Source organism: Leucobacter sp. NPDC077196 (genome assembly GCF_040687075.1).
Lineage (GTDB): Bacteria > Actinomycetota > Actinomycetes > Actinomycetales > Microbacteriaceae > Leucobacter.
Genome location: NZ_JBFBML010000008.1, coordinates 65,120 through 78,010 on the forward strand (window position 1 = coordinate 65,120; position 12,891 = coordinate 78,010).

Sequence of the window (12,891 nt, forward strand, 5' to 3'; positions counted from 1 at the left end):
TCGGCCGGAATCAGCCTACGCGATGGATGCTTCTTGCGTGCAAGAAACAAACGCTGTATGTTTTATCTCGCGATGCCCGTCTGCGGTGCAGAGAGCAACTTACCGCGTAATCGGAAAGAGATTCATGGACCACTCGACATTCACCGTCGTCGAAGCCGACATCGAGCAACTGCACGCCGCCCTGGAGGCGGGGATCCTATCAAGCGTCGAACTCGTCGCCCGCTACCTCAACCGCGTCGCCTTCTACGACCGCTCGGGCATCCGCCTGAATTCTGTTCCGGTCCTCAACCCCGCTGTGTTCACCGAGGCGCGGGCGTCCGACATTCGACGTGCCCGGGGCGAGTCTCGAGGAGTACTCGACGGGATCCCGTTCACGGCGAAGGACAGCTACGCCGTCGCGGGGCTGACCGTCGCATCCGGATCGCCCGCGTTCGCCGACCTCCACGCGTCCGAGGACGCCTTCGCCGTCGCTCGCCTGCGCGAAGCCGGAGCGGTCTTCCTCGGCCTGACCAACATGCCTCCGATGGCGGCGGGCGGGATGCAGCGTGGGGTCTACGGTCGGGCGGAGTCGCCGTACAACGCCGACTTCCTGACGTCGGCTTTCGGATCCGGGTCCTCCAACGGCTCCGGAACGGCGACCGCGGCGAGCCTCGCGGCGTTCGGTCTCGGCGAAGAGACATGGTCGTCCGGCCGCGCACCCGCGTCGAACAACTCCCTCGTCGCCTACACCCCGTCTCGCGGCGTCATCTCGGTGCGCGGGAACTGGCCGCTCGTGCCCACGATGGACGTCGTCGTGCCGCACACGCGCACTGTGGCCGACATGAAGATCGTGCTCGACGCGGTCGTCGCCGATGACGCCGACACGCACGGTGATCTGTGGCGCACGCAGCCGTGGATCCCCCTGCCGCAGCCGTCCGCGCTGCGTCCCGAGTCCTTCGCCGAGCTCGAGGACATCTCTCTCTCAGGTCTGCGCTTCGCCGTTCCGCGGATCTACATCAACGGAGACACCGGCTCCGCGTACCCAATCGAGACACGCGAGAGCGTGATGGCGCTGTGGGACCAACTGCGGACGGATCTGGAGTCCGCCGGCGCCGAGGTCGTCGAGACGGCGTTCCCCGCGGTCGACAACTACGAGAAGCTCCACGCGGGGGACCGCGACCTCGTCGACCGCGGGTTCGTCACCCCCGAGTTCCTGCAGGACGAGGTCGGAGCGCTCGCAATCTGGGCGATGGACACCTTCCTCCGCCGGAACGGCGACCCCGCGCTGCCTCGACTCGCCGACGCGGAGGCCGCTCGGATCTTCCCCCACCCGCACGGCGCCCTGCCGGATCGCTACGGCATTCTCCCGTTCGACATCTCCTACAATATCGGCGACTACGTGGCCGTGGCGGCGAACAACGAGCCCGACTGGATGCGGATCCCGAGCCTGGAGTCCGGGTTGCGCGGCCTGGAGCACGCCCGGCGGGTGGACCTCGAGGACTGGATGGACGCGGAGAACTTCGACGCGGTGATCTTCCCCACTGCCTCCGATGTCGGTCCTGCCGACGCCGACGTGAATCCGCATTCCGCCGACATCGCGTGGCGCAACGGCGTCTGGGTCTCCAACGGCAACCTCGTGCCGCGCCACCTGGGGATTCCGACTCTCACCGTGCCCATGGGCATCATGTCCGACACGCGGATGCCGGTGGGGGCGACCATCGCCGGGCGCGGCCACGACGACGTGCGACTGCTGCAAGTAGCCTCGGCGGTCGAGGCACTGCGCATGCGCCGAGAGACACCCGTGCGCACACCGGCGCTGGCCACCGAGGCCCTGTTCCGCACGGCCATCCCGGTGGCGGACGGCTCGATCGCGGTACAGATCGACACCGTGACCCTCGACGAGACCCCGGGCGGCGAGCGCCTCGTCCGCTTCACCGCGACCGCCACCGGAGGGACCCTCGACGACTGCGCCGCCTCGGTCGACGGCATCCCGGTGCCGGCGACCACGACTGGCGAGCGCATCACCGGCGAACTGGTCGTTCCCGCAGACACCTACGATGCACGCCACAGCGAGTGGCGCCCCGCCTACGGACCCCTCGTCGTCGTGGTCGTCCGTGACGCCGCCGGTGCCGCAGCCGGTCACGCCGCCACGACGACCGCCGCCCCGTTCTGACCACTGACCTCACCCGACGTCGCGGGCGCCCGACCCGAAGCATCAGCCAGCACCGAGAAGAGAGACCATGTCGCACAAGTTCTTCGACTATTTCGAGCACGTCGAACTGCCCTCGCCGGCCCTCGACGACGCCGAGGTCCGGCGTCTCTTCGCCGACACCTTCGGCATCGAAGTGGATCTGACGTCGCTCGGCAGCCAGCAGGACCAGAATTTCCGCGTCTTCCCGCGCGACTCGTCCGAGCCCCTCGGCGTCCTCAAGCTGAGCAACCCGGTCTTCAGCGAGCCCGAGATCGAGATGCAGGACGCGGCGGCCGCGACCGTCGGCGACCGTGAGCCCGGACTCCGCGTGCCTCGCGTGGTCCTGGGTCCCCGAGGCCCCCTGTCGTCGTGGTGGAACACCACGCAGGGACGGATCCATGCGCGGGTGATCGAGAACCTCTCGGGTCGCACCCTGATGGGGTCGCGTTACCTCTCCCCTGCCGTGGTCAGCCGCATGGGTGAGCTGTCGGCCCGCGTCAGTCTCGCATTGGCCGATTTCGACCATCCCGCGAGTGGACGCGTGCTGCAGTGGGACCTCCGGCACGCCGGCCGGGTGATCGACACGCTCCTCCCGCTCGAACCGGATGCCGCCGTGCGCGAGTTCGTCCGCGCGGCCGCACATGACGCGCTGCGCACCCTCCGACCGGTCGCGGAGTCGCTGCCGACTCAGGCCGGGCACTTCGACATCACCGACGACAATGTGCTGCACCGGGAGGACGATCCCCTGCCCGACGCCGTGATCGACTTCGGCGACGTGGTCAGATCCTGGCGCGTGGGCGAGATCGCGACGACCGTGTCGTCGCTGCTGCACCACGACGGTGCGACGCTCGCGACGACCCTCCCCGCGATACGGGCGTTCCATGAGCTCCGCCCGCTCGACGTGAACGAACTCACCGCGCTGTGGCCTCTCGTCGTGCTGCGAGGCGCCGTGCTCGCACTCAGCGGCCGTCAGCAGGTGCGCCTCGACGACGCGAACTCCTATGCGGGCGACGCGCTGGAGCGCGAAATGCTCATTCTCGAGGTCGCGGCATCGGTGCCGTCACGAGTGATGAACGCCGTGATCCTGGATTCGCTGGGCCACCGGGGTGCGCCCGACGAGGTCTGGAACGGCGCGCCGCTCGCCACATTCGATCGGGTGACCGCGCTCGACGCCGGGACGATCTCCCCCCTGAACGACGAGGGACGCTGGTCGGCGCAGGGCGCTCTCGATGACGCGGCGCTGGCGTCGCTGGACGACGGGGCCGACGCGGTGTTCCTTCCGGCGTGGCAGGCTGTGCTCACCGAGGCGCCCGCGCGCACCCCGGAAGCACCGGCGACGATCCCCACCGGTGTCACTCTCTGGCTCGCGCAGCCGACGCCGATCTCGCGGATCGACGGCACGACGACGATCCGACCGGGCACGATCGCCGTGTCCGACGGCGGAGAGACCCTCACGATCTCCGGACTTCCCTCCTCCGGCGACGATCGCGTCCTTCCCGCCCGCACGCGCCTCTTCGTGCAGCGGCAGGGGGCTGATGTCGTGGAGGCGCCGGAGCGCGTCACCGCCGGCATGGCGGCGGGGTGGAGAACCGTGCTCGGCGACCCTGCCGCGGCGTTCGGCCTCACTCCCCCGGCCACGGCCGACGAGGACGGCGACGACGTGCTCGGCCGCCGCGAGGCCGTGCTCGCAGAGGTCCAGGAGCACTACTACGCGCGTCCGCCCCGGATCGAGCGGGGATGGCGCGAGTACCTCATCGACGTCGACGGCCGGGTGTACCTCGACATGGTCAACAACATCGCGTCGGTGGGTCACGCCCACCCCCGCATCACCGAGGCGGCGCACCGGCAGCTGCGTCTGCTCAACACGAACTCCCGATTCCACTACCGGGCGATCACCGAGTACGCCGAGCGGATCGCCGCGACCCTGCCGGATGAGCTCGACACCGTGTTCTTCGTGAACTCGGGCTCCGAAGCGGTCGACCTCGCCATCCGCCTCGCCCAGGCGTCTACCGGCCGACAGGACATGGTCGCCATGCGCGAGGCGTACCACGGGTGGACCTTCGCCAGCGATGCGGTCTCCACTTCGGTGGCCGACAATCCCGCAGCCGTCGGCTCACGCCCGAAATGGGTGCACACCGTCGCGGCGGCCAATCCGTATCGCGGAACACACTGCGGCGCCGATGCGGTGGCCTACGCCCCCGAGGCGGTGCAGGTCATCGACGGGCTCGCAGATGCCGGGACGCCCCCCGCCGGATTCATCTGCGAGTCGTACTTCGGCAACGCCGGCGGCGTGGCTCTACCCGACGGCTATCTGCGCGAGGTGTACGCCGCGGTCCGCCGGCAGGGCGGGATCGCGATCGCCGACGAGGTGCAGGTGGGATTCGGGCGACTCGGAGAGTGGTTCTGGGGCTTCCAGCAGCAGGACGCCGTTCCCGACATCGTCACCGTCGCGAAGTCCATCGGCGCCGGTCAGCCCATCGGCGCGGTCATCACCCGTCGAGAGATCGCCGACCGCTACCGCACACAGGGCTACTTCTTCTCCTCCACCGGCGGCTCTCCGTTGTCGTCCGTGATCGGCCTGACGGTGCTCGACATTATCCGCGACGAGAACCTGCAGGAGAACGCACGACAGGTCGGCGCCCACCTGCGGTCCCGCCTCGAGGCGCTCGCATCCGAGCATCCGATCATCGGCGCCGTCCACGGGTCGGGACTCTACCTGGGGCTCGAATTCGTCCTCGACCGCGAAACCCTCGAGCCGGCGACCCGCGACACGGCCGCGATCTGTGACCGGCTGCTGGAACGAGGGGTGATCATGCAGCCGACCGGCGATCATCTCAACGTCTTCAAGATCAAGCCACCGCTGTGTGTCACCCGCGAGTCGGTCGACTACTTCGCAGATGCCGTCGCGCACGTTCTCGCGACCGGCTGGTGACCTCCCCTTCGCTTCGCACTCCCGACAGACATCCCCCGAGATAGGAACCACCATGTGGCGCATGCCGGCAGAGACCGCAGAACACACCCGAACCTGGATGGCCTTCCCCCGCGAGGGCTTCACGCTCGGCGACACCGCCGCGGCGCGTGAAGAGGGCTACGTGGCCTGGACGGCGGTCGCCCACGCCATCATCGAGTTCGAGCCCGTGACGATGGTGGTCGACCCGACCGAGATCGCCCGCGCGCGGCGCATGCTCGATTCCTCGATCGAGATCCTCGAGGCACCGGTCGACGAGTTCTGGATGCGCGACATGGGCCCCACCTTCGTCATCGACGACGACCGGCCCGACGTGCTCGGGGCCGTCGACTGGGTCTTCAACGGCTGGGGAGCCCCGGCGTGGGCCGAGTGGCAGAAATCCGCGCAGGTCGCCCGCATCGTCGGCGAGGCGATCGGCGCAGAGGTCATCTCCTCCCTCCTGGTTGCCGAGGGCGGCGGACTGCACGTCGACGGCGCCGGTACCGTGCTCCTGACGGAGACGGTCCAGCTCGACCCCCGCCGCAATCCGCTCGCCGACCGCGCGCGCGTCGAGGCGGAGATGGCGCGCACGATCGGCGCCGACCAGGCGATCTGGCTCTCGCAGGGGCTGACGCGCGACTATGACGACCTCGGCACGAACGGGCATGTCGACATCGTGGCCACGTTCACCGCTCCGGACCGGGTACTGCTGCACGACCAGCTCGACGCCGCGCACCCGGACGCGCAGGTGATGGAGGTCCTGCGCGGCGAGTTGGAGTCGCAGTTCTCGGCACTCGGACGCACGGTCGAGATCACGGCTCTGCCGGCACCGTCGACGCTGCGCGATGACCACGGATTCGTCGACTGGAGCTACGTGAACCACCTCGTCGTCAACGGCGGCGTGATCGCGTGCGGCTTCGGCGACGACGTGGCCGACGCCCGCGCCCGCGCCATCCTGAGCGAGTCCTACCCCGGCCGCACGGTCACCACGGTTGACGCCCGTCCGCTCTTCGACCGTGGCGGCGGCATCCACTGCATCACCCAGCAGCAGCCCACTCTGCCCGCCGCGGGCTGAGCATCCCGCCCCTCCACGATCATTCCGGCGACGAGGCTCCGGCGCCGGCGTGACCCGTAATTACACGGACGCCGTTCGCGGCTGTCTTTTTGTGGATCTGTCCGTCGACGCCGGGGGCGCTGCGGGCCGGGCGGGAACATGACTTGATAGGAGCCTGACCGGGAAGTCGTCTCATCTTTGTGCTGTCTGCACCCATCCGACTCGCGGTGACGTTCATCACCGTTGGAAGGGAATCCCGTCTATGACGAGCATGACATTCGCAGCTTCGCTGGCCAACCCGCCGTCACAGGAGGGGGCACTGGTCGCAGGGGTCGATACGCAACCGGGGCTGCTGCATGTTTAGGTGACATTCGATATGGCTAGCTTTTGGCTGGGAGACACGAAAACGCCCCTGATCTGCGAAAACTCGCGGATCAGGGGCGTGAACAGGTATTTAGGCGGGGCCTCTAGGAAGAAATCTTAGAAGTCCCAGTCCTCGTCTTCGGTGGCGACGGCCTTGCCGATGACGTACGACGAGCCCGAGCCGCTGAAGAAGTCGTGGTTCTCGTCGGCGTTGGGCGAGAGCGACGACAGGATGGCCGGGTTGACGTCGGTCATCTCCTTCGGGAACATCGGCTCGTATCCGAGGTTCATCAGCGCCTTGTTGGCGTTGTAGTGGAGGAACTTCTTGACGTCCTCGGTCAGGCCGACGGGATCGTAGAGGTCCGCGGTGTACTTGACCTCGTTCTCGTAGAGCTCGTACATGAGCGAGAACGTGTAGTCCTTGAGCTCCTGGCGGCGCTCCTCGGTCTCGTTCTCGAGGCCCTTCTGGAACTTGTAGCCGATGTAGTACCCGTGCACGGCCTCGTCGCGGATGATGAGGCGGATCAGGTCTGCCGTGTTGGTGAGCTTGGCGTGGCTCGACCAGTACATCGGCAGGTAGAAGCCCGAGTAGAAGAGGAAGGACTCGAGCAGCGTCGAGGCGACCTTGCGCTTCAGCGGATCGTCACCCTCGTAGTAGTCGGTGATGATCTGCGCCTTCTTCTGCAGATTCGGGTTCTCCATCGACCAGCGGAACGCGTCGTCGATCTCCTGCGTCGAGCAGAGCGTCGAGAAGATCGACGAGTAGCTCTTCGCGTGCACCGACTCCATGAACGCGATGTTCGTGTAGACGGCCTCCTCGTGCGGGGTGATCGCGTCGGGGATCAGCGACACGGCGCCGACCGTGCCCTGGATGGTGTCGAGCAGGGTGAGGCCCGTGAACACGCGCATGGTGAGCAGCTGCTCCTGCGGCGTCAGAGTCGCCCACGACTGCACGTCGTTCGACAGCGGCACCTTCTCGGGCAACCAGAAGTTGTTGACGAGACGGTTCCAGACCTCGAGGTCTTTGTCGTCTTGGATCCGGTTCCAGTTGATCGCCTGCACGGCGTGGCCCAGCTTGAAGTTCATCGGGTTCTCTCTACTCCGGTGGATTCTCGATACCTATGCGCGGGTCGGGCGCATCACAGCATGCAGCTGACGCACTCCGACATATCCGTGCCCTCGAGCGCGAGCTGGCGCAGGCGGATGTAGTAGATGGTCTTGATGCCCTTGCGCCATGCGTAGATCTGCGCCTTGTTGATGTCGCGCGTCGACGCCGTGTCCTTGAAGAACAGCGTGAGCGACAGGCCCTGATCGACGTGCTGCGTGGCCGCGGCGTACGTATCGATGATCTTCTCCGGGCCGATCTCGTACGCGTCGGTGTAGTACTCGAGGTTCTCGTTCGTCATGAAGGGAGCCGGGTAGTACACGCGCCCGAGCTTGCCTTCCTTACGGATCTCGATCTTCGACGCGATCGGGTGGATCGAGCTCGTCGAGTTGTTGATGTACGAGATCGAGCCGGTCGGCGGCACGGCCTGCAGGTTCTGGTTGTAGATGCCGTGCTGCATCACGCTGGCCTTGAGCTCGAGCCAGTCCGCCTGGTTCGGGATCACGATGCCCGCCTGCTGGAACAGCTCGGCGACGCGCGCCGTCGCCGGCGCCCACTCCTGCTCGGTGTACTTGTCGAAGAACTCGCCCGACGCGTACTGCGAGTCCTCGAAGCCGCCGAAGACGCTCTTTCGTTCGATCGCGATGCGGTTCGAGGCCTGCAGCGCGTGGAACAGCACGGTGTAGAAGTAGATGTTCGTGAAGTCGATGCCCTCTTCTGAGCCGTAGTGCACGTGCTCACGAGCGAGGTAGCCGTGCAGGTTCATCTGGCCGAGACCGATGGCGTGCGACTGATCGTTGCCGTCCTCGATCGAGCGCACGGAGGAGATGTGGCTCTGATCACTGACCGAGGTGAGGGCGCGGATCGCGAGTTCGACGGTGCCGCCGAGGTTGCCGCCGTCCATCGCCGCCGCGATGTTCATCGAGCCGAGGTTGCACGAGATGTCCTTGCCGATCTCGCCGTAGCTCAGATCCTCGTTGTACGTGGTCGGGGTGTTGACCTGGAGGATCTCGGAGCACAGGTTCGACATGTTGATGCGGCCCTTGATGGGGTTCGCCCGGTTCACCGTGTCTTCGAACACGATGTAGGGGTAACCCGACTCGAACTGCAGCTCGGCGATCGTCTGGAAGAAGTGACGCGCGTTGATCTTCGTCTTCTTGATGCGCGCGTCGTCGACCATCTCGGCGTACTTCTCGGAGATCGCGATGTCGCCGAAGGGCACGCCGTAGACGCGCTCGACGTCGTACGGCGAGAACAGGTACATGTCCTCGCCCTTCTTGGCGAGTTCGAACGTGATGTCGGGGATCACGACGCCGAGCGACAGCGTCTTGATGCGGATCTTCTCGTCGGCGTTCTCGCGCTTGGTGTCGAGGAATCGCATGATGTCGGGGTGGTGCGCCGAGAGGTAGACGGCGCCGGCGCCCTGACGCGCGCCGAGCTGGTTGGCGTAGCTGAAGCTGTCTTCGAGCAGCTTCATCACGGGGATGATGCCCGAGGACTGGTTCTCGATCTTCTTGATCGGAGCGCCGGTCTCGCGAATGTTCGAGAGCAGCAGCGCGACGCCGCCGCCGCGCTTCGAGAGCTGCAGCGAGGAATTGATGCCGCGCGAGATCGACTCCATGTTGTCTTCGATGCGCAGCAGGAAGCAGGAGACGAGCTCGCCGCGCTGCGCCTTGCCGAGGTTCAAGAAGGTGGGCGTCGCCGGCTGGAATCGGCCCGACACGATTTCGCGGACGAGACCGCGGGCGAGTTCGCGGTCGCCCTCGGCGAGGCCGAGCGCCGACATGACGACCCGATCCTCGAAGCGCTCGAGGTAGCGCTTGCCGTCGAACGTCTTGAGTGCGTACGAGGTGAAGAACTTGAACGCGCCGAGGAAGGTCGGGAAGCGGAACTTCATCGCGTACGCTTCGTTCGTCAGCTCTTCGATGAATGGCACGCCGTACTGCTCGATCAGCGCCGACTCGTAGTAGTCGTTGTCGATGAGGTAGCGCATGCGCTCGTCGAAGTTGTGGAAGAACACCATGTTCTGGTTGACGTGCTGCAAGAAGTACTGACGCGCAGCCTCACGGTCGCGGTCGAACTGAATGTTGCCGTCGGCGTCGTAGAGATTGAGCATCGCGTTCAGCGCGTGATAATCCATGTCGCTGATCTTCGACGATTCGTGGCCGGGCTCCATCACTGCACTCGCGGTGTCAGCGGCGGTTACTGTCGAGACCAAAACTGTTCCAATCCTTCTTGGACGGCGATGACGTCGTCCGGCGTTCCAAAGAGTTCAAATCGGTAGAGGAAGGGCACTTGGCACTTCCTGGCGATGATGTCGCCGGCGATTCCGTAGGCCTCACCGAAGTTGGTGTTGCCCGCGGCGATCACCCCGCGCAGGTGCTTGCGGTTCTCCTCGACGTTGAGGAACTTGATGACCTGCTTCGGCACGGCTCGTGTTTCTGGGCCGCCCCCGTATGTCGGCAGCAGCAGCACGTAGGGTTCGGTGACCCGGAGCGGTTCGTCGCTTGCACGGAGCGGGATCCGCTCGGCCGGACGGCCGAGCTTCTCGACGAAGCGGCGCGTGTTGCCCGAGACGCTGGAGAAGTAGACGAGATCCGCCATGCGCTCCTCCTTGCTCTCCGACAGATCACCGGCGCCGCGCCGGCATAGCGCCGAACAAACTGAGTGGGGCGAGAACCACGCGTGTCCCCGCCCCATCACGTCATCGTTACGCGAGACGACCCGCGAGCTCCGAGATCTTGTCGGGGCGGAAGCCCGACCAGTGCTCATCGTCGGTCACCACGACGGGAGCCTGCAGGTAGCCGAGCTCCTTCACCGCTTCGAGCGCCGTCTCGTCCTGCGAGAGATCGAGAATGTCGTACTCGATGCCCTTGCTGTCGAGCGCCCGGTAGGTCGCCGTGCACTGCACGCACGACGGCTTGGTGTATACGGTGATCGCCATGTCACGCCCTTCGGTAAAAATCTCTTCCGCCCCGACCGAGGCACTACATCTAGTGAACCACACCGGGGCCGACCACAACATGATGTAGTTACACCAATGTAGTTTTGCACCGACTTTTCCCGGATCTGGGAGCCGGATTGGGGAGAACTTTCGGCGCGGTTTCGCACTTCTCCCTCACTTATCCACAACGTCGCCGGCCCCAAAAAATTCCACTTTCCACACACGTCTCGGCGTGTCGGCCGAGGCGTCGGATGAGCACCTCTCAATTCACCGAAACGGGCCACAGCAGCTCCCTTCCGTCGGCCTGAAACCAACGCAGCACGAGCAGCGCATCGGGAGCGCTGGAGGCAATCTCGGCTCGTGAGCCGCGCAGCACAACACGCAGCCGCTCACCGGGCAGCACGGTGCGCGGCAGAGACAGGCCCAGCAGCCCATCGCCCGCGAGGGAGAAGCGGACCGCATCCAGAGCCATCGCGCTCGTGTTCTCAACTTCGATCACCCCGCTCGCCGACCGCCGCGCCACCCGCCAGGGAACGACGACCGCACCCTGCGAGGCCTCCTGCGCCGGCACCCCAGCGCCGACCGCCGCGCGCGGGGCCACAGCCGCGAGGGCAGGGGTCGCCGCCGAACGCGGTTGCAGCCGGGCTGAGAGGCGGAAGGGGATCATGTCTCGATGATCGCGGCACCCACCGACATTCATGAGGCACCAGCCGGCCCATTGCATTCACACCGCTCGCACGCAAGCGGCAGGACATCGCTCCAGCGCCGTGCAAACGTGGAGTACCGCCGTCGCTGCCCGCGCACGGCATTGCGCAGAGAAAGGGAGTACACCATGTGGTTCGATTCATGGAGCGATGTCATCCGCACGATCATCGTCGGGGCGGCGGCCTACGGCTTTCTGGTGATAGCGCTTCGTGTGCTCGGAAAACGGACGCTGAGCCAGATGAACGCGTTCGACTTCGTGGTCACCGTGGCGCTCGGCTCCACGCTCGCCACGATCCTGCTCAGCTCGGACGTCTCATGGACTGAAGGCGCGACCGCTTTCGCACTGCTGGCAGGCCTGCAGTTCCTCGTCGCCTGGCTTTCTGCGCGCTTCCGCTGGTTCAGCCGAATGGTGACGTCCCACTCGGTGGTGCTGGTCGCCGACGGGCAGATCGACCGCGACGCGATCGAGTCGAATCGGCTCACCGAGTCGCAGGTGCTGCAGGCCGTGCGCGGCGGCGGGTACGGCGACGTCGCACTGGTCGGCGCGGTCGTGCTCGAACCGAACGGAAAGTTGAGCGTCATCAGCCAGCAGCAGATGGGGTCAGGATCGGCGATGCCGAGATCGAGCTGCAAAGCCGACCGCGGCGAAACCTCACCGGCGTGAAGCGTCGCCCGGTGAGACGCCGGCGGGGAGATACGCGGCCAGGGGTTGCAACGCGGGTTGCGAGCGCTCGTCGGCGACCGCGGCGGCGCCCACTGCGCAAGCTGCTGCGAGCGCCGCGTCCTCAGCCACGCCGCTGATGAGCGCGGCCACGAGCGCGGCGCAGAACGCGTCTCCCGCCCCCACGGTGCTGCGCACCGCCACCGCCTGAGATGACGCACGCGCTACCTCGACGCCGTCGCGCAGCAGCTTCGCACCATCGGCCCCGAGACTGACGGCCACGAGGGGCCGGGCAGAGCGACCGGAGCCGGAGCCGGATCCCGCACCGGATCCCGAGCCGCCCCCGTGCAGCGCGGGGATCGCCGCGAACTCGGTCTCGTTCACGATCACGAGATCCGCCCGCTGCAGCACCTCGCCCGGCAGCTCAGCAGCGGGGGCCGCATTGACGGCGAAGAACCCTGTGCAGGCCCGCGCCGCATCGACGACGGCTGCCATCGGCACCTCGAGCTGCACGAGCACCGCCTCGCCGTGCGCAAACGCATCAGCCGGGACCGTCACCGCGTCATTCGCCCCGGGGCACACGCTGATCTGGTTCTCCCCGGCGGCGTCGATGCCGATCAGTGCAACACCGGTCGGCTCGCTCGCCGTGCGCACGGAACTCTCGTCGACGTCTGCGGCCACGAGCGCCGCGCGCACCAGCGCCCCATCCGCGTCATCGCCCACCGCGCCGATCAGGCGCGTCGCAATCCCGAGCGCTGCGGCGGCGATCGCCTGATTCGCGCCCTTGCCGCCCGGCAATCGCGAGAAGGATCCCCCGCCCACCGTCTCCCCCGGGCGCGGCAGCGTCGCCGTGCGAGCGATGAGATCGATGTTGATGCTGCCGACGACGGCGAGGCGGGGCGAACGCGGCATTGCGGACCTTCCTGGAGAGCGGAGAACTGC

9 protein-coding genes and 1 pseudogene are annotated in these 12,891 nt (G+C 66.7%); 4 read left to right on the forward strand and 6 right to left on the reverse strand.

The window, feature by feature from the left end:
- Positions 1-124: 124 nt before the first annotated feature.
- From AB0O71_RS09800 to AB0O71_RS09810, 3 genes and pseudogenes are all read left to right on the forward strand, one after another.
- A pseudogene (locus AB0O71_RS09800) lies at positions 125-1,798 on the forward strand (amidase); the annotation flags it as partial.
- A 421-nt stretch (positions 1,799-2,219) separates the two neighbouring features.
- Positions 2,220-5,102, forward strand: coding sequence for an aminotransferase (locus tag AB0O71_RS09805; RefSeq protein WP_363744760.1), 2,883 nt, complete (start codon positions 2,220-2,222; stop codon positions 5,100-5,102).
- A 61-nt stretch (positions 5,103-5,163) separates the two neighbouring features.
- Positions 5,164-6,192: an agmatine deiminase family protein gene (locus tag AB0O71_RS09810; protein WP_363744762.1), complete on the forward strand. Its 1,029-nt coding sequence runs from the start codon at positions 5,164-5,166 to the stop codon at positions 6,190-6,192.
- A 459-nt stretch (positions 6,193-6,651) separates the two neighbouring features.
- Here the strand turns inward: AB0O71_RS09810 and nrdF are convergent, their stop codons facing one another.
- The 5 genes from nrdF to AB0O71_RS09835 form a co-directional block, all read right to left on the reverse strand.
- On the reverse strand, positions 6,652-7,620 hold the full coding sequence (nrdF, locus tag AB0O71_RS09815; RefSeq protein WP_010155851.1) for a class 1b ribonucleoside-diphosphate reductase subunit beta: 969 nt from the start codon (positions 7,618-7,620) through the stop codon (positions 6,652-6,654).
- Positions 7,621-7,673: 53 nt separating this feature from the next.
- Entirely contained in the window at positions 7,674-9,815 is a 2,142-nt protein-coding gene (nrdE, locus tag AB0O71_RS09820; RefSeq protein WP_363744884.1) for a class 1b ribonucleoside-diphosphate reductase subunit alpha, read from the reverse strand.
- Positions 9,816-9,841: 26 nt separating this feature from the next.
- Positions 9,842-10,243 carry a class Ib ribonucleoside-diphosphate reductase assembly flavoprotein NrdI gene (gene nrdI / locus AB0O71_RS09825; protein WP_363744765.1) on the reverse strand — a complete coding sequence of 134 codons (402 nt, stop codon included), beginning with the start codon at positions 10,241-10,243 and terminating at the stop codon, positions 9,842-9,844.
- Between the two features lie 106 nt (positions 10,244-10,349).
- Positions 10,350-10,583: a glutaredoxin-like protein NrdH gene (nrdH, locus tag AB0O71_RS09830; RefSeq protein WP_090146211.1), complete on the reverse strand. Its 234-nt coding sequence runs from the start codon at positions 10,581-10,583 to the stop codon at positions 10,350-10,352.
- A 262-nt stretch (positions 10,584-10,845) separates the two neighbouring features.
- On the reverse strand, positions 10,846-11,250 hold the full coding sequence (locus AB0O71_RS09835; RefSeq protein ID WP_363744768.1) for a hypothetical protein: 405 nt from the start codon (positions 11,248-11,250) through the stop codon (positions 10,846-10,848).
- 165 nt (positions 11,251-11,415) lie between these two features.
- Between AB0O71_RS09835 and AB0O71_RS09840 the strand changes: the two genes are divergently transcribed.
- A complete protein-coding gene (locus tag AB0O71_RS09840) occupies positions 11,416-11,952 on the forward strand; it encodes a YetF domain-containing protein (protein WP_363744770.1) in 537 nt (178 codons plus the stop codon).
- On the opposite strand, the gene AB0O71_RS09845 is transcribed toward AB0O71_RS09840, so the two are convergent.
- The gene (locus AB0O71_RS09845; protein WP_363744772.1) at positions 11,941-12,861 is read right to left on the reverse strand and encodes a PfkB family carbohydrate kinase; all 921 of its coding nucleotides are present in this window, start codon (positions 12,859-12,861) and stop codon (positions 11,941-11,943) included. The two genes, AB0O71_RS09840 and AB0O71_RS09845, sit on opposite strands and share 12 nt — an antisense overlap.
- Positions 12,862-12,891: the final 30 nt, after the last annotated feature.

Excerpts from the sequence above, each read along its gene's own strand:
- AB0O71_RS09810 (WP_363744762.1), top strand. The coding sequence starts at position 5,164 with ATGCCGGCAGAGACCGCAGAACACACCCGAACCTGGATGGCCTTCCCC.
- nrdE (WP_363744884.1), bottom strand. The coding sequence starts at position 9,815 with ATGGAGCCCGGCCACGAATCGTCGAAGATCAGCGACATGGATTATCAC.
- nrdF (WP_010155851.1), bottom strand. The coding sequence starts at position 7,620 with ATGAACTTCAAGCTGGGCCACGCCGTGCAGGCGATCAACTGGAACCGG.
- AB0O71_RS09835 (WP_363744768.1), bottom strand. The coding sequence starts at position 11,250 with ATGATCCCCTTCCGCCTCTCAGCCCGGCTGCAACCGCGTTCGGCGGCG.
- AB0O71_RS09805 (WP_363744760.1), top strand. The coding sequence starts at position 2,220 with ATGTCGCACAAGTTCTTCGACTATTTCGAGCACGTCGAACTGCCCTCG.
- AB0O71_RS09845 (WP_363744772.1), bottom strand. The coding sequence starts at position 12,861 with ATGCCGCGTTCGCCCCGCCTCGCCGTCGTCGGCAGCATCAACATCGAT.
- nrdH (WP_090146211.1), bottom strand. The coding sequence starts at position 10,583 with ATGGCGATCACCGTATACACCAAGCCGTCGTGCGTGCAGTGCACGGCG.
- AB0O71_RS09840 (WP_363744770.1), top strand. The coding sequence starts at position 11,416 with ATGTGGTTCGATTCATGGAGCGATGTCATCCGCACGATCATCGTCGGG.
- nrdI (WP_363744765.1), bottom strand. The coding sequence starts at position 10,243 with ATGGCGGATCTCGTCTACTTCTCCAGCGTCTCGGGCAACACGCGCCGC.